Annotated in this window: 20 protein-coding genes, 2 pseudogenes and 1 riboswitch; of the genes and pseudogenes, 5 read left to right on the forward strand and 17 right to left on the reverse strand. The window is 58.2% G+C overall.

Annotated elements, in window-relative coordinates; all coding sequences use genetic code 11:
• Positions 1–7 precede the first annotated feature (7 nt).
• Together ugpA and ugpB are read right to left on the reverse strand one after the other, a co-directional pair.
• Positions 8–889, reverse strand: coding sequence for a sn-glycerol-3-phosphate ABC transporter permease UgpA (ugpA, locus tag J3R84_RS24120; protein WP_057220613.1), 882 nt, complete (start codon positions 887–889; stop codon positions 8–10).
• Positions 890–961: 72 nt separating this feature from the next.
• Entirely contained in the window at positions 962–2,269 is a 1,308-nt protein-coding gene (gene ugpB, locus J3R84_RS24125; protein ID WP_057210627.1) for a sn-glycerol-3-phosphate ABC transporter substrate-binding protein UgpB, read from the reverse strand.
• Between the two features lie 588 nt (positions 2,270–2,857).
• Between ugpB and repC the strand changes: the two are divergent.
• Positions 2,858–3,054, forward strand: a pseudogene (repC, locus tag J3R84_RS24130) (replication initiation protein RepC); the annotation flags it as partial.
• A 195-nt stretch (positions 3,055–3,249) separates the two neighbouring features.
• Here repC and J3R84_RS24135 read toward each other — a convergent pair.
• The 6 genes from J3R84_RS24135 to thiO all read right to left on the reverse strand — a co-directional run bounded on the left by J3R84_RS24135 (position 3,250) and on the right by thiO (position 6,832).
• Positions 3,250–3,651: a hypothetical protein gene (locus J3R84_RS24135; protein ID WP_239637584.1), complete on the reverse strand. Its 402-nt coding sequence runs from the start codon at positions 3,649–3,651 to the stop codon at positions 3,250–3,252.
• A gap of 123 nt (positions 3,652–3,774) precedes the next feature.
• Complete coding sequence (locus tag J3R84_RS24140; RefSeq protein WP_025428909.1) at positions 3,775–4,044, reverse strand: hypothetical protein; 270 nt, start codon at positions 4,042–4,044, stop codon at positions 3,775–3,777.
• Between the two features lie 215 nt (positions 4,045–4,259).
• The gene (locus J3R84_RS24145) at positions 4,260–4,877 is read right to left on the reverse strand and encodes a thiamine phosphate synthase (protein WP_057210631.1); all 618 of its coding nucleotides are present in this window, start codon (positions 4,875–4,877) and stop codon (positions 4,260–4,262) included.
• On the reverse strand, positions 4,874–5,647 hold the full coding sequence (locus J3R84_RS24150) for a thiazole synthase (RefSeq protein WP_057210632.1): 774 nt from the start codon (positions 5,645–5,647) through the stop codon (positions 4,874–4,876). The genes J3R84_RS24145 and J3R84_RS24150 overlap by 4 nt, the downstream gene beginning before the upstream one ends.
• 2 nt (positions 5,648–5,649) lie before the next feature.
• Complete coding sequence (gene thiS, locus J3R84_RS24155) at positions 5,650–5,847, reverse strand: sulfur carrier protein ThiS (RefSeq protein ID WP_057210634.1); 198 nt, start codon at positions 5,845–5,847, stop codon at positions 5,650–5,652.
• The gene (thiO, locus tag J3R84_RS24160) at positions 5,837–6,832 is read right to left on the reverse strand and encodes a glycine oxidase ThiO (RefSeq protein ID WP_203530002.1); all 996 of its coding nucleotides are present in this window, start codon (positions 6,830–6,832) and stop codon (positions 5,837–5,839) included. Before thiO ends, thiS begins: the two co-directional genes overlap by 11 nt.
• 222 nt (positions 6,833–7,054) lie before the next feature.
• Positions 7,055–7,186: riboswitch (TPP riboswitch) on the reverse strand.
• A gap of 213 nt (positions 7,187–7,399) precedes the next feature.
• Here thiO and J3R84_RS24165 point away from each other — a divergent pair.
• A complete protein-coding gene (locus tag J3R84_RS24165; protein WP_203530001.1) occupies positions 7,400–7,903 on the forward strand; it encodes a hypothetical protein in 504 nt (167 codons plus the stop codon).
• Between the two features lie 235 nt (positions 7,904–8,138).
• Here J3R84_RS24165 and J3R84_RS24170 read toward each other — a convergent pair whose 3' ends face one another.
• Entirely contained in the window at positions 8,139–8,408 is a 270-nt protein-coding gene (locus tag J3R84_RS24170; protein WP_025428903.1) for a hypothetical protein, read from the reverse strand.
• A 358-nt stretch (positions 8,409–8,766) separates the two neighbouring features.
• Positions 8,767–8,967 (reverse strand): hypothetical protein, encoded by a 201-nt coding sequence (locus tag J3R84_RS24175; RefSeq protein ID WP_203530000.1) that lies wholly within the window; start codon positions 8,965–8,967, stop codon positions 8,767–8,769.
• A gap of 232 nt (positions 8,968–9,199) precedes the next feature.
• On the opposite strand from J3R84_RS24175, the gene J3R84_RS24180 reads away from it, so the two are divergent.
• Entirely contained in the window at positions 9,200–9,640 is a 441-nt protein-coding gene (locus J3R84_RS24180; RefSeq protein ID WP_057210643.1) for an ATP dependent DNA ligase, read from the forward strand.
• A gap of 985 nt (positions 9,641–10,625) precedes the next feature.
• Here the strand turns inward: J3R84_RS24180 and J3R84_RS24185 are convergent.
• The 5 genes from J3R84_RS24185 to J3R84_RS24205 form a co-directional block, all read right to left on the reverse strand.
• Positions 10,626–11,051 carry a hypothetical protein gene (locus tag J3R84_RS24185; protein ID WP_203529999.1) on the reverse strand — a complete coding sequence of 142 codons (426 nt, stop codon included), beginning with the start codon at positions 11,049–11,051 and terminating at the stop codon, positions 10,626–10,628.
• A 95-nt stretch (positions 11,052–11,146) separates the two neighbouring features.
• The gene (locus tag J3R84_RS24190) at positions 11,147–11,320 is read right to left on the reverse strand and encodes a hypothetical protein (protein ID WP_164474929.1); all 174 of its coding nucleotides are present in this window, start codon (positions 11,318–11,320) and stop codon (positions 11,147–11,149) included.
• Between the two features lie 54 nt (positions 11,321–11,374).
• Entirely contained in the window at positions 11,375–11,644 is a 270-nt protein-coding gene (locus J3R84_RS24195; RefSeq protein ID WP_057215178.1) for a hypothetical protein, read from the reverse strand.
• Between the two features lie 19 nt (positions 11,645–11,663).
• Complete coding sequence (locus J3R84_RS24200; protein ID WP_038577891.1) at positions 11,664–11,909, reverse strand: hypothetical protein; 246 nt, start codon at positions 11,907–11,909, stop codon at positions 11,664–11,666.
• Between the two features lie 55 nt (positions 11,910–11,964).
• The gene (locus J3R84_RS24205) at positions 11,965–12,231 is read right to left on the reverse strand and encodes a hypothetical protein (RefSeq protein WP_057206260.1); all 267 of its coding nucleotides are present in this window, start codon (positions 12,229–12,231) and stop codon (positions 11,965–11,967) included.
• Between J3R84_RS24205 and J3R84_RS39075 the strand changes: the two are divergent.
• Positions 12,130–12,597, forward strand: a pseudogene (locus J3R84_RS39075) (DNA cytosine methyltransferase); the annotation flags it as partial. The gene J3R84_RS24205 and the pseudogene J3R84_RS39075 overlap by 102 nt on opposite strands.
• Positions 12,598–12,785: 188 nt before the next feature.
• Here J3R84_RS39075 and J3R84_RS24210 read toward each other — a convergent pair.
• A complete protein-coding gene (locus tag J3R84_RS24210) occupies positions 12,786–12,959 on the reverse strand; it encodes a hypothetical protein (RefSeq protein WP_164474905.1) in 174 nt (57 codons plus the stop codon).
• Positions 12,960–13,022: 63 nt separating this feature from the next.
• Between J3R84_RS24210 and J3R84_RS24215 the strand changes: the two genes are divergently transcribed.
• A complete protein-coding gene (locus tag J3R84_RS24215) occupies positions 13,023–13,190 on the forward strand; it encodes a hypothetical protein (RefSeq protein ID WP_156585520.1) in 168 nt (55 codons plus the stop codon).
• Positions 13,191–13,367: 177 nt separating this feature from the next.
• On the opposite strand, the gene J3R84_RS38535 is transcribed toward J3R84_RS24215, so the two are convergent.
• Positions 13,368–13,502, reverse strand: a complete 135-nt coding sequence (locus J3R84_RS38535) for a hypothetical protein (protein ID WP_255569934.1) — start codon at positions 13,500–13,502, stop codon at positions 13,368–13,370.
• Between the last annotated feature and the right edge of the window lie 524 nt (positions 13,503–14,026).

Below are 14,026 nucleotides of genomic sequence, written 5' to 3' on the forward strand. Positions count from 1 at the left end.
GCGCGCCTCATGAGTAGTGAACCCGCTTCTCGACGAAGCGGAATTGGAACGCCGTCAGTGCGACGACGATGACCATGAGAATGACCGATTGCGCGGCGGAACTGCCGAGGTCGAGATTGACGAAGCCATCATTGTAGACCTTGTAGACGAGCGTTTCCGTCGCCTTCGCCGGTCCGCCGCCGGTGACCGCATGGATGATGCCGAACGTGTCGAAGAAGGCGTAGACCGTGTTGACCACGAGCAGAAAGAAGGTTGTCGGTGCCAAAAGCGGGAAGACGATCGTCCAGAAACGCCGCGCTCCGCGCGCGCCGTCAATCGATGCAGCCTCGATCAGCGATTTCGGGATCGCCTGCAGACCGGCGACGAAGAAGAGGAAATTGTAGCTGATCTGCTTCCAGGCAGCCGCGACGATCACCAACGCCATGGCCTGGTCGCCGTTCAGAAGCGGATCCCAGGCAAAGCCGTTGCGCCGCAAGATATAGGCAAATGTCCCCATCGCCGGATTGAACATGAAGAGCCACAGCATACCGGCCACTGCAGGTGCAACGGCATAGGGCCAGATCAAAAGTGTGCGGTAGATGTTTCGGCCGCGAACGACCCGGTCTGCCGCCGTTGCCAACAACAGAGCGACAGCCATCGAGAGCAACGCCGTCGCCAGGCTGAAGACCACTGTGACCTTCAGCGAATGCAGGTAGTCCGGGTTTGCCAGAACGGCGCGAAAGTTGGCAAGGCCGACGAAGCCGGACTTGAGCCCGAACGGATCCTCGCGAAGCACGGATTGATAGAGCGCCTGGCTCGCAGGCCAAAAGAAGAAGATGACCGTGAGCACGATCTGCGGCGCGAGTAGGAGATAAGGCAGTATTTTATTGGGAAAGACGACAGGCTGCAAAGCGACCCCCTTCTTTGCGCGAGGAGATGGACTGCCCCGGTTCACGCCCGGGGCAGTCCTGCTATTGCATCGTTAGTTTCCGATGGCTGCCGCGATTGCGGCGTTCGCCTTCTTGGTGCCTTCGGTCAGGGCCGCTTGCGCATCCTTCTGCCCGGCGAGCATCGCCTCGAACTCTTCGTTGAGGATGTCTCTCACCTGCGGAAGATTGACGAGCCGCACACCCTTGGAGTTTTCCGTTGGCGCCTTGCCCATCATCTGCAGAATCGGCGTTTCACGGCCGGGGTTCTTTTCATAGAATCCCGACTTCTTGGTTTCCTCATAGGCGGCGAGGGTAACAGGCAGATAGCCCGAGACCTGATGCAGGCGTGCCTGGATTTCTGTCTTCGACAGGAAATTAAAGAACTCGGCGATGCCCTTGTATTCATCGTCGGATTTTCCGCCGAACACCCAGAGGCTTGCGCCGCCCGGGATCGTATTCTGCGGACCGCTGCCCTCGTAATAGGGCAACTGGCCAATACCGTATTTGATACCCGACTTGATGATGTCGCCGAGGCCACCGGATGATTCCGTCAAGATGGCGCATTCACCTGATGTGAAGAGCTGCTTTGCTTCCGAGGTGCGGCCGCCATAACGGAACGTACCGTCCTTTGCGAGATCGGCTATCGCCTGGAAATGCTTGACGAACAGCGGTGCGTCGACCTTCAGTTCGACGTCGGGGCCGGCAAGGCCGTTCTCGTTCGTTCCGTAAGGCACGTTGTTCCAGGCTGCGAAGTTTTCGGTCTGGATCCAGGTGAGCCAGGTGGAGGTGAAGCCGCAGGCCGAAGCGCCGCTCGCCTTGATCTTCTTGGCCGCGTCGAACACCTCCGGCCAGGTCTTCGGCGGGTTCTCCGCATCGAGGCCGGCCTTCGTAAACGCGTCCTTGTTGTAATACAGGATCGGCGACGACGAATTATAAGGGAAGGACAGCATCGTACCGTCCGCCTTCGAATAATAAGCGACGATGCCCGGCAGGTATTGATCCTTGTTGAATTCGTAACCGCCCTTCTGGAGCACCTCTGCCACCGGCAGGATCGCGCCTTCCGCACCCAGCATCACACCGCTGCCTGCATCGAAGACCTGCAGGATGGCGGGCGCCTGCTTGGAGCGGAACGCGGCAATGCCGGCGTTCAACGTTTCCGGGTAGGTTCCTTTGAAGACGGGCACGACTTTGTAGGCGGTCTGGCTGTCGTTGAATTCCTTTGCCAGCTTGTCGACAACTTCGTTGTTGGCGCCGGTCATGGCGTGCCACCAGGAAAGCTCGGTAGCGGCCAATGCGTTTGAAGCAAGGCCGACTGAAAATGCGGACGCGACCACGACGGTCCAGTTCAAATGTCTGAACATGATTCCTCCCATTTCTCAAAAGCCAGGGCATTTGGCACGCCCGGCAAAATCGATCCTCCTCGATCGAAGCTTGCACAACCTTCGTTGCGAAACCAAAAATTAGTAAAAGCGAAATGAAATGAATACGCAACGAAAATGTGACAATAGAACACGTATTCCACTTAACCATGGCGTGCCGTGTCACCGAGGCCGGTGGAAATCCCAGCCAAATCTGCGCGATTGGGCGAGATTGTTGCGCCTCGGTTTTGGCTGCCCGGGGGCGTGGGCGCATGGTCGCGAAGCGTGAAATGCCTCGGGAGTGCGGAGCGGCTTGCCGGGGGTAGTCGGTCCCGGTTCCCGGCCTGCGGCCGGCGCTTGCGCTGAACCTCCGCGGCGACCCTTTTAACCGGTCAAGCCGCGCGCGAACGGGCTTTGGCCGCGATAGCGGCCGCCGCCTGGTACGCTCATCCTTTTTTGGGCGTGCAGCATGACCAGCGTGGGCACATCGCGCGCACGGAGCCAGTTTCGCAGAGATGCCCAGCCGGCAAGGCATCAGGCTCAGGACTGTTAAGCCTGCATCGTAAGCGATTTTGGACTTGTCTTTTCTAACAGGATGCTTGTGAGGCGATCGGACCGGAAAGCGTCGCCGCAACGATGGCCTCATTCTCGAGAAGGCCGGCCACATCAACTCGGCCGGCGGTTGTCTGTGCTATCTGACGGCAAAGGCGCGGCCAGGGGAGTTTTCGCTCGGGCCAGTGTTGATGGCGTTGTTGCGAGCAAATGGCGCTTCAGTCCGGGAGCCTTAGTAGCGCCCAAAGTGGCGGTCTATGACTTGGATGGGCTCATGCTAGACTTTTGCGCCGGTCGAATGGGCGCAGATGGCTTCCAGGAGTTTGATCGTCATTGCCTGTGCCAGGCGTGGAATCTCGAAAAGCCTTCACGGTACAAAAGTCTTGTCATGATGGTCTCCGCGAACTGCGGGTTCATCTGGCGAGCGACTTTTAGAGCCTTCTCGCATTTGTCTCCGAAGGGCGTAAGGGCTCATTGAGATACTCGACACCGTGATCCCTCACGACGCAGGCGATGTCGAACATGTCGCGGGGCTGCATCGTGGCCCTGCGGTAAAATATTTTCTTTGCGATGATTTCGCCAGGGGTCTCAAGCAGGACGTCGCGACCGCGCACCTCCGCTTTCACCGTCGGGTGGTCAGTGAGGCTGGGCGCGCAGATAAAGTCGATTTCGCCAACATTCTCGAAGACGATCTTCAATGTTCTTGATCCATCGGACTGATAGCCGTCAGGGTTGATGTCGAGCGCGTAGCCCTGTGTCTTCGGGTTCAGAAGCTGCGGATCATCGATGAAGATGTCGACATCAAAGCTCTCGCGATGATCGATCTGGAGCATCAGGGCGGTACCGCCTCCAAAAGTGCAATTGTCGATCAATGTGAGTTGGGAGCTTGCCTGATCGATAATGCGGCCAGCGTGGTCAAACAGGTCCCCCCATCTGCTGGCTGGGTGTTCGACCAACTATGCCGCCCGCGCCAAAGGAAGCGGGTAACCGGCGAGTGCCGAGAACTTACGTGCTAAGTCGGAAGCGATCGCCGGATCAACGTGCATTTCGCCAAGAAACGAGATCTGAAGGTTCTCGTCTACCTCGGAAAAAAAGGAGAACGCCGACGCATCGAAATTGACTGCGCTGGCAGGATCGGAAATCTTGGATGCCAATTGCTCAGCCGAAAGCTTCGTCCCATAAGGGGCATTGACAGTCGACAAAACCTTTACTGCAACAATAGACATCTTCCTCGACCACAGCACCTTCAGGTTTCTATATACCTTGACGATGCTTGCGAAACAAGGATCGTCGGTGACTACGCCGTCACACGTTAGCCTCGCGGCACTCTTCTAGGCATCTATATTCGGTCGATTTTCCGTTGTGGCGGCTTTTCTGAGGGTGAGGCTCATCTGGGGACGGTGCTCGGCCGTGGTCGCCGGCTGGGAAACGAAGATCTCGTTCACGCTGGCGCAATGCGCCATCGTGAGGTTGCAGCGATCCATCGCCTAGTTCTGTCCTCGGGATCCTGGCTACGTGTAATGTCGGTCACGACCGCGGCACAATCCGCGCCATGGGTGAGGACGCCATCAATGCGTTCAAGGTTCAGTCCACCGATCGCAACCAGTGGGGTCGGTCCGATTTTCTTCTTCCATGTGGCGAGGCGAGCAAGTCCCTGCGGCTCCCACTTCATCTTTTTGAGAACGGTCGGATAGACCGGACCCAACGCGACATAGTCGGGCGCGACTGACAGCGCCATATCGAGTTCGGCCTCGTCATGTGTGCTGACGCCGAGCTTAAGGCCGGCCCCACGGATCGCGGCCACGTCAGCTTGCGCCAGATCTTCCTGGCCGAGATGAACGAAATCGCAGCCTTCGTCGATCGCCATGCGCCAATGGTCGTTGACAACAAGTTGGCAACCGTGTCTCTCGCATATGGTTCTGGCGATGCGGATATCGCTACGGACTTCGCTATCGGGTCTTTCCTTGATGCGAAGCTGGACCAGCCTCACTCCAATTGGAACGAGGCGTTCGACCCAATTCGCGCTGTCGACAATGAGGTAGAAGGGATCGAGCTTCATGAGAAGACCGCCTTTCCGATGACCGGGGTGGAGGGGACTGCCATGTCTCTCGGTTCGAGCATGCCGGCTTCAAAAGCCAGCCGACCGGCCTCGATCGCCTTGGCAAAACCCGATGCCATCAAGGCCGGATTTCCGGCACCGGCCACCGCCGTATTCAGGAGCACGGCATCGAAACCGAGCTCCATCACCGTCGTTGCATGCGAAGGGCGGCCGATGCCCGCATCGACAATCAGAGGCACGTCCGGGAAGTGTGCGCGCATCGACCTCAAGGCGGACAGGTTTTGTGGCCCCATGGCACTGCCGATCGGAGCACACCAGGGCATCAACACGCGGCAGCCAGCCTCCAGCAGGCGCTCGGCAACGACCAGATCGTCGGTCGTATAGGGAAAGATCTCGAAGCCTTCGTTTGAAAGGATCTGTGCGGCTTCGACCAGCGCGAACACATCCGGCTGCAATGTGTCGTGATTGCCGATCACTTCGAGCTTGATCCAGTTCGTCTCGAAAACCTCGCGCGCCATCTTAGCAGTGAGCACCGCCTCCTTGGTGGTGTGGCAGCCGGCGGTGTTCGGCAGTATTTTCGTCCCGAGCTCGCGGATCAGTTCGAAAAACGCACCTCCGGCTTTGCCGCCGGCCGTCTCTCTCCTCAACGAGACCGTGATGATTTGTGTCCCTGAAGCCCGCACTGCGTCCGAAAGCACGGCTGGAGATGGATAGCCCGCTGTGCCCAGGAGCAGTCGGGAGGTGATTTCCGTGTCGTAGACTTGCAGCATGGTCAGCCACCTTTCATCGGCGAGAGAATTTCGATGCGATCATGATCGCGTAAGCGCCATCGATCGCGGTCGGCCGCGTGAACGAGTTCGCCGTTGACAGCGGTCGCCAGCCAGCTTCCTTCGTAGTCGAGTGCAGCCATCAGTTCGGCGAGCGTCGAGCAGGCGACCTCGTGCTCTTCGCCATTGACGTTAAGGTTCATCATAGAACTCCGATCTGTGGTCCGGGTTGAGCAGAAGTTCGGCAACGTCGTGCGCAAGAGCCGGCGAGAGCAGGAAACCATGCCGATACATACCGTTCACGGAATAGATCGAACCGCTTTTCGTGATCCTTGGCAGATTGTCGGGGTAGGCGGGGCGAATGCCAGTTCCGGTTTCGGTGATCTGCGCTTCGCCGAAGGCCGGGTGCAGGGCGTAGGCTGCGTTTAAGAGCTCCATCAGCGACCGTGCAGTGATAGGACCGGACAATTCGCTCTCTATCATTGTTGCCCCGACCATGAAGACGCCCTGGCGGCGTGGAACGACATAGACGGGGTGTCGAGGATGCAGGAAGCGCACTGGACGCGACAGTTGAATGTCGCCGGTGCGCAGATAGAGCATCTCGCCACGCACGCCCCGCAGTGCCGCGTCATCCGGGAGCCTGGCAGGGCCTGTGCAGTCAATATGCGAATCGACACGGCGATCGACGGTGGCATCGGTCGCCTGGCCGAAATGAAAACGCACCCCCATGGCGATTAATGTGTCATGGAGTGAAGACAGCGCCTCTCTCGGATCGAGATGCGCTTCCCTCGGGAAGTAGAGTGCACGAGAGAAACGGCCGGCGAGATCTGGTTCCAGTTCGGCTATCTGGTCTGCATCAAGCCGTCTGTGCCCTTTGGTTCGCGCCGCGAAGCGATCGAGCTCGCGTGTATCGCGCGCGGCGGCGACGACAAGTGTCCCCTCTTGCACGACCTCATCGGGCAGCGCCGTCTTCCACCACTCGATGGCTGTCGCGCCGACGCGTTCGACTTTCTCGTCGGCACTTTCGCGCTCACACCAGGGCGCCAGCATGCCGCCGGCAAACCAGGATGCGCCGGCGCCAATCCGTTTTGAACGTTCGAAGACGTAGACCTCAATGCCGCGTCGCGCCAGTTCGTATGCGGTGACAAGGCCGACGACACCTGCTCCGTTGATCAGCACCCGCCTCATTTGGCAGCCGTTCGAGCTGTTACCTGGCCGGAGCTGTAGGGCCATTCATCCATGCGCCGCACCGCTAACGGGCGTCGATGTTGCCGTCTATGTCCGCGGTTTGGCTCGTGTACGACATCTGAAAAAACCATTGGTCGGCTCCAACCTTGACGTTTGGAGACCCAGATCTTGGCGCTGGAAAGATAGAGACACGTCCACGCGATCGCAAAGGAGCTGTCGCAACTGCCGTCGTTCCCACCGTCCCTACGCCAGCATGAACTGGATCAGGTTCAACGGGTCATTGCGCTGCGGTCGAAGGAGCCGATCCGCCCAGCAATATCTCAGCCCCTTGTCGGGACTCCCCTGGTGAATGAACCGAGTTGAACGGCCAATGCCGTGCTTTGTCAAGCGTTGTTAGTTCATTCCCAACGGGGCTAGAAAGTCATCCGCATGCCTTAGAGCACATCTCAACGCGTATCGCGCTGAGAGGAGCAACATGAGCCGGCGCATCAATGCGGCGGGCCTCGCACTCGTTTAGCGGCGGGAAGGCATCAAGGAGCATGCGTTTAGTAGAAAAGGCGCTGCAGCGTGAGTTTTGCTCTCAGGCAAGTGGAGGCATCGTCTGCCACACTACAATCAATGTCTCGAATGTTCTCAAGCGATTCCTTTCTCGCTTCTTCATTGATGTCGCTCAGAGACCTTTCATGGTTGGTGCCGTCCCTGGAAGTGACAGTACACACATTTCCCAAGCACACCGTCGTGTCCGCCTGCGCGGGCGCGCCCGAGGCGATGAGAGCCACGGCGATCAACGTGCTCATGCAGTTCGACCATTTCTCCTCGGTAGGGCGCCGTCCTGCATCCATGAGAGTCCCCCGTTTTGAGTGGTTCACGGTGCAAGCCCGGTCGGAAAATGGCCAGCACCCAGTAAAAAGGAAATCCGAATGGCGCCATATCTGTGCAGAAAATTCGCTCGGCCGCGAAAGGGCGGTCAATGCAAGCAACTTCACCTCCGTCATGGTCGCGCTCGATCGCTATGGCGACATGTTTGGTCTCGATAAGTCACGCCGCCTGCTGCTCGCAGCTGGGACATGAACGTGCCGATTCGATCGCGAGGTCTGGGGACCGACGCCGGCGCTGAATTAACGAGCACATGCATATCAGATCGGGCCTCGGATCCGGAATATTTTCAGCTGTCTCTGGGGCATCTCGATGACGGCGTGGCCGTTGCGCGGCCACGCCGACCGGAGTATGCTTGGCGTAGTGTGATCCCAGTCGAGGGCCGAGAGTGGGGCAGCGCGTCACTCTGCGGTGTTGAGCAACACATCGCCTAGTGCAGCATACTGGTCGGTTGCTGTTCGCTCTGAATTCGACGTGTTGGGCTCGCCCGCCTACAGAACCAGCGACCGCACTCTGTTAACGCCAACTCATCCGTATTGCCGAACCTAAATTCATCCATCAGGAATTTTGCGAGGCGGCCAGCGCGGATGTCTTGGCGCGGGATCCTCGTTTCGAAGCAAATGCGATCGAATATCCTTTGAAGTGTATCGAGCTGTTCGGGTGCGAGTTCAAAACCTGACTGGTCAAAGTGAATAGCCATTTAGACCTCCCTTCTTGAGCTACCGCCTTCACCGAAGAGAGAAAGATAGCGAAATCTTTAATTGGCTCCAAGTGAGCAAAAGTTGAGATTTGCGTGCGTCGAACTGCTGCTGGTAGCGGGGAATCCGGCTCAGAGCCCACAGAGAAGCGGCGCTTATAAAAGGCGCCGCGGGGACGACAGCGGAAACGAGACGACTCCTTAGCCGCTCCTTTCCTTAAATGCGAATTGTTCTCGCCAATCATCAGATTTAGTTCGATATTTAGTCGTTGCTGAGATTGCTAGCGGTCTTCCCGCAGAGCCCTAAAAGAAGGCCGCTCTTTTCCAGTTGTCCCGCCGGGTCAGGCAGCCACCCTCCCAATTAACCAGCTATTTGTTTGAGCGCATCGTGGTCGTGGATGCCGCTTTGAAAAAGGCTGATCAGGTGCGCCGCGAGCGTAACGGCTTCATCGCTATCAAAGGCGAGGTGCCTTTCCTGAACCATTTCCCGGAAGACACATTCGATCTGCTTGAAGTCGTCAGGCGTTACAATCCCTGTGCGAGATCGAACCGCTTTACCCATAGCCCTAATCCCAGCCAGCCCAGGGGAGAACAGGGCCGACGTTTGCCCCGCATAGAGTATGCGCCGTTGCTGGGGGGATTACACTGGAATCGTGGAGGGAGATCCAGACGGTCTTTGGGTTGGAGAGTAGCCAGACCGTCCGGAGCCCACATTGGGTTGCCTCCACAATACACCAACGCTTATGCATTTAAAAACGCGTGCGGTAGGGCATTGTTCCGATTGCTAATGTATCGTGAATCTGTTCGGCGTGCGTGCCTTATGGCTCTGGCTAAAGTACCCGCCCACGGTTCTCGACCAAGGTGCCTGCGGCGATTGGGTAAAGCTGAAGTGCATCCAGAGCGACGGCTTTGTAGTCGTCGGATGTGAGCCATCGACGAAGGTGGCCGGCGCGATTTCGCGGTTGCTGCTTACGGCGAGGCGAGGCAACGAGCTGGTCTATGTATGCGGGGTCGGAACAGGCTTTACGGACAAAATGGCCCGCGACCTTCGCAAGCAATTGTCGGACATGCCGCCGGTCGCGCTCAAGCGCAAGAACGCGGTTTTCTGTGAGCCGGCATTTGTCGCCGAGATCACCTATACCGAGATCACCAGCGAAGGGAAGTTACGGCATCCATCGTTCGAAGGCCTGCGCGAGCTGGCCGAGAACGTGGATGTCTTCGAGCTCAAAAAATAGACCGGGGAAGAGGGGCCTTGGAGCTGATACGTTGGGGCGCTCTTATAACTCGGGTGCGACAACAATGTTCCATCGCTGCGGTCGACAATCACCGTCGGTGTTTTGCACCCGGATCACGTTACCGTTGTTGTTGCTGCACTGCTTACAACGCATGCGTCGACCAGGTGCCACGATCGACAGAGTTGTGCCGAACCGTCGCGCCAGGCCGTGCCGATCGAGGTGATCCCGGAGCGCTGCTTTGCTTGGGGCAGGGGCGTGCGCCCTGGGACCTCTAGCGACCTAGAGGCCGCTCTGGACAATCGGCAGCCACAGACCTTCGGCGCAGCGCCAGCCGGTTAGTGGAATGTCGCACTTTCGGTCGAACTTGCCAATTGGCGCCTCGCGAACACAATTCACAGTCGAGCGAAATGGGTGTCCTGGGACCTGGAAGGTCGTCTGAGCATAGGAGGCGGTGCACGAAAAGTATGTGAGGATAACTAGGGCGCATGCGATATAGTTCGGCATTGCGGGATCCTCTCCAATTTTAGAAGCTGCTAAAGTTACTTCAAAACGGAGCGATTTGCCCTTAGCCTTTTCGAACTAGCTCAGGCGGAGGGGACTCTTGTTCAAACATGGGAAGCTTCATTCCTTCCCATCCAGGATAATCCGCAACGTCCGGATCATATTTGCCGCATCGAGCAGGGCAGCCCTAATTTCTCCTTTACTCGGCTCTCGACAAAACCACGCTGGCACACCTCGTCGGGAACGTGTTGCCACCATGCTGCTAGAAAGGTGTCGTTCTGCAAACGGTTAAAGGGGGACCCGTCATGGAGCAGCGACGGGAAGCTCCGTCATCCGTCGTTCAAAGCGCGGCGCGAGCTGGCCGATCTTCGAGAAAAAAATGGGCCCCTGCGGGAGGGGCTCGAGAGTTCGACAGCACGTGGCATGTCCGCAAAAAACGCGTCTCTCAGAGGATTGTTCCTCCCCCAGACAAGCCTTGCAGGCGCTATCGACGTGGGCCAACATTGGGCGCCTTGTAGATCGACGGCCCCATGCCCCGATACTCGGGTTGAAGGAACGTGAATTCGTAGCTCCGGGTCAATGCTTCGACCAGCGCATTGACGATGGCTGTACGGGCGAACTCTTTCCTGTTGGCGTCAATGGCGACGAGGTCTTTCGCCACTGCCTCGGGCAGCTTCCAAAGCTCGGCCTCGACGAGCGCGACAACTTCGGCATCGTCGACCGCAGTCCCGGCGCGCTCGATACGGTGGTTGATGCGGATATGCCTGACGAGTTCCTCAGCAATTGAGCGGGCGCTGTCTTGTTCGCGGCGGCGCGAAACGCCTGTTCCTGCGAAGCGGCGTTTGGTCGATTGGTCTATCACCGCCAGATGGATGGCGACGAATGAGGATAGCTTGGCGTGGTCCGTCACTTGCTGAACTCCAGATAGCATTCTTCAGTGCCCGATCGTCGATCGGGGCGAGTTGTGCCGCATGTCTGAGATTGGCGCCCACCTAGCGCCGGGGGTCAGGATCGCTTGGCCGGTGGCCATTCGATCTTGTGTTCGAAGCAATACCAGTTTGGCGCCGACCGTCCGTGGGCATAGCCGAAGCCGCCCCACTTCATGCAGCAGGGAGGTTCGCACAGATGCTCGGCCAGGCTGCTTTCCGCTCTCTTGGTAGCGCCAACCTCGTCGCTCATGCTCAATGCCTTCTGAGTAAGCTGTTCTACAAATGTTCTCATTAGGGCAGAGAGTCAACGACCAGATTTGGGGAGGCTCTCCGCATAACTCAAAAAGGGGAGCGCTGAATCGCGGAGCTCAATAGACCATTCGAAGCCGGTAGGTGGCTCGCAATTATCCCAACCACCAAACTCATTCATTTGCTGCCATCGACCCTTCTTGCCGTGTCGAAATTCCTCGCTATTCGATTTGTAGATTTTGAACCGATAGGGGCGCACGACGCGGACAAAGATTACGGATCCATCCTCCGGCATGTCGCCTTTTCGCCATGTGGTGCCGGGCATTTTGATAGCCTCCACCCAATCAATGCGGCTTTGGGGCTATCAGCACGACGCCGGCGCCAAGCTCAAACATTTCTGCCTCAGCATTGATCGAGAGATAGTGGTTTTCGGCCAGTTCGATCAACGCTGATGAGGCCTCTTCGGGCGACCATCCTGCTGCCTCGATCCTTTCGATCAAAAACTGGAATTCATCAGTGATCGCCTCCTGACATTGCAGGTCACGATCGGGGTGAGATTTCGGATGTCTAGGCCCGGCGATTTTCGGCATGGCGTTTCCTCCTGCAGAAGATGTTAGGGCGGTCATTTCTTTCTGCAAGGCTTCGCTAATTTAACGACTCGCCTTCGATCTTAACGCGCCTGTCAGTCCAGCCGCGCCGATAGGCCTCGTCGAGCACGTCGCGCCACATGTCGTCATCGGTCCTGTTGACCCAATTTGCTTGAGCAAGCAGGAAGACGGCCAGCAGGTAAACCTCACGAAGCTCGTCGACGCCCAGACGGTGACGCCGTACATGCAGGCCCACTACGGCACGGGTGACTGCCAGTCGGAAACGGAACCGACGCGAACCATCACGAAGGACCGTGATGGTCATGTCGAGGCGACCGTCACTGCGCCGCCGTTCACGCTACGGTAGGCTGAGCGGGCTCGCGAGGTCGCCAATTTCATGCGGGCACACGGGCTTTCGGGACGATCGCGAGTTCGTCACGGTCGAGGTCTCGGGCGCTACCTTCGTCATCGTCGATATCGCCATGCGGATGCTGACGCCGCGGGAGGGGCCTTCCCACCGGATTGCGTCCTCGCCGGTGCTCATGACTATCAGGCTTGGGGTCGGTCTGGCGCTTGTTTTCCAAATCCGTGCAGGTGTCCTGCGTCGGCAACTCCGTGTCGCCCCCGGTCGCGTGCGCGCTCGTCCCCGCGCATTGCGCTGTACCTGGCAGTGCAGAAGGGCGCCGCATGAAAATCACCTACGCCGAACTCATTGAATAGGCCGAAGCACAAAAGCGCCAGAAGTTCACTGGTTGGATGACCAGGCTCGCGCTCCAAGTTCCCGCGCCCCGACGCTGAGATAGAAAACAAGATGCGGGACATCGCCATGCTCGACGCCGTCAGCAGCATCTTCAAGGCGAGGGCGGCTGCATGACGATGCTATTTCAGGTGCTTTGGCGGCTTGTCATTTTCATCCGGATTCGGGTTGGGAATCTCGTCGGGAAGGACGTCAGGCTCGGGTTCCTCAATCGGTGGCTGAGGCAGGTCCGGCGGCAGGCCTGGCGGCAGCTCTGGAGGGGGCTTTGGGATCGGTTCCGTAGGTATCGTGCTCATGGTGGACTCCTTTCGGAGGCCAACTAATCCCGCGCCGTTTTTGTTCCGCGAGGGAGACGAAGCGTGACGGTAGTTGCATCCAACTACAACCGGGTCGAGAACGATCTCTACCAGACGGAACCATGGGGCACCGAGCTTCTCGAGCGCTTCCCTGGTGGATGGTCTCGACGTTTTCCGGCGGCAGGAAACCACCCCATGGCCGATGTTCTGGCAGAGCAAGCCGCGTGGTGAACACGTCTGACATAGCCCTACGGTCGCCAGCATGACGAGATTTTCGACTTCCTGAAGCCTTATGGGTCTTGGGCGATTTCGGACGCCGTCATCACCAACCGCCCTACGGCGAGGGGAGCCGTGACGCCCGCCTTTTCGCCGGGTATGCGCTGCCCCGTTGCAAGGGCGCTGGTCGCTTTACTCGAGGCGATGCCTGGTGTCGCTGGCATCAAAGCCGTCGATGGTCGCCCTCTTGCGATCGATATCATGGATATCCTCAAGGTAAGGGCGGCCGAGGCCGACGCTGAGGTCGAGTTTGACCGCAGGTCTCACGGCTTGCGCGTCAGATTCTGCGCAATAATTCGAAGACAGATCCTCAGGGCGGCCGACGCCCTTTCCCATTCACTTGCTGTACGTGGTCTTCCGCTTCTATTCTGTCCACTTGAGTTATCCTCGGAGGTAACGCCGCGGCTTCGTTGGAGGCCAGCTGCCAGTTCGATCTGGTAGGTTGCTTTCTCGCCGCGAGCGATGCCACCCCGGCGATAATGAACTTCATTGGTAGTCTTCTAGGTTCGAACCACCCGCCAAGGATGCGGGAGTCTTGGCCTAGGACTATGGACGAACCAGTGACATACGGCAGGTGTCGTATTTCCACGGTTCAACGGTACCTGACACCCCGAAATGGTTACGAACTTGTTTGGAACACATTGGCCCCCTATATACCCGCCATCGGCATTGGTTATGAGCGCTGAAAGTTTCGCCGCTCGCAAATGCCTCGTCGCTTTAGACTTTTGACCACGGATGTACTGGCACTGGTTGGTAAGCGATGATGAGGAAGGTCGGTGCGGTTTCGCCCC

The sequence above is a fragment of the Ensifer canadensis genome (assembly GCF_017488845.2).
In the GTDB taxonomy this organism is placed as follows: Bacteria; Pseudomonadota; Alphaproteobacteria; order Rhizobiales; family Rhizobiaceae; genus Ensifer; species Ensifer canadensis.

What these genes read in the sequence shown, in the direction of transcription:
- ugpB (WP_057210627.1), bottom strand. Translation starts at nt 2,269, where the DNA reads ATGTTCAGACATTTGAACTGGACCGTCGTGGTCGCGTCCGCATTTTCA.
- thiS (WP_057210634.1), bottom strand. Translation starts at nt 5,847, where the DNA reads ATGAACCTTAACGTCAATGGCGAAGAGCACGAGGTCGCCTGCTCGACG.
- J3R84_RS24190 (WP_164474929.1), bottom strand. Translation starts at nt 11,320, where the DNA reads ATGAGCGACGAGGTTGGCGCTACCAAGAGAGCGGAAAGCAGCCTGGCC.
- J3R84_RS24135 (WP_239637584.1), bottom strand. Translation starts at nt 3,651, where the DNA reads ATGCTCCAGATCGATCATCGCGAGAGCTTTGATGTCGACATCTTCATC.
- J3R84_RS24210 (WP_164474905.1), bottom strand. Translation starts at nt 12,959, where the DNA reads ATGAGCACGATACCTACGGAACCGATCCCAAAGCCCCCTCCAGAGCTG.
- thiO (WP_203530002.1), bottom strand. Translation starts at nt 6,832, where the DNA reads ATGAGGCGGGTGCTGATCAACGGAGCAGGTGTCGTCGGCCTTGTCACC.
- J3R84_RS24145 (WP_057210631.1), bottom strand. Translation starts at nt 4,877, where the DNA reads ATGAAGCTCGATCCCTTCTACCTCATTGTCGACAGCGCGAATTGGGTC.
- J3R84_RS24205 (WP_057206260.1), bottom strand. Translation starts at nt 12,231, where the DNA reads ATGACCATCACGGTCCTTCGTGATGGTTCGCGTCGGTTCCGTTTCCGA.
- J3R84_RS24195 (WP_057215178.1), bottom strand. Translation starts at nt 11,644, where the DNA reads ATGCCCGGCACCACATGGCGAAAAGGCGACATGCCGGAGGATGGATCC.
- J3R84_RS24175 (WP_203530000.1), bottom strand. Translation starts at nt 8,967, where the DNA reads ATGGGTAAAGCGGTTCGATCTCGCACAGGGATTGTAACGCCTGACGAC.
- J3R84_RS24200 (WP_038577891.1), bottom strand. Translation starts at nt 11,909, where the DNA reads ATGCCGAAAATCGCCGGGCCTAGACATCCGAAATCTCACCCCGATCGT.
- J3R84_RS24170 (WP_025428903.1), bottom strand. Translation starts at nt 8,408, where the DNA reads ATGGCTATTCACTTTGACCAGTCAGGTTTTGAACTCGCACCCGAACAG.
- J3R84_RS24150 (WP_057210632.1), bottom strand. Translation starts at nt 5,647, where the DNA reads ATGCTGCAAGTCTACGACACGGAAATCACCTCCCGACTGCTCCTGGGC.
- J3R84_RS24140 (WP_025428909.1), bottom strand. Translation starts at nt 4,044, where the DNA reads ATGTCTATTGTTGCAGTAAAGGTTTTGTCGACTGTCAATGCCCCTTAT.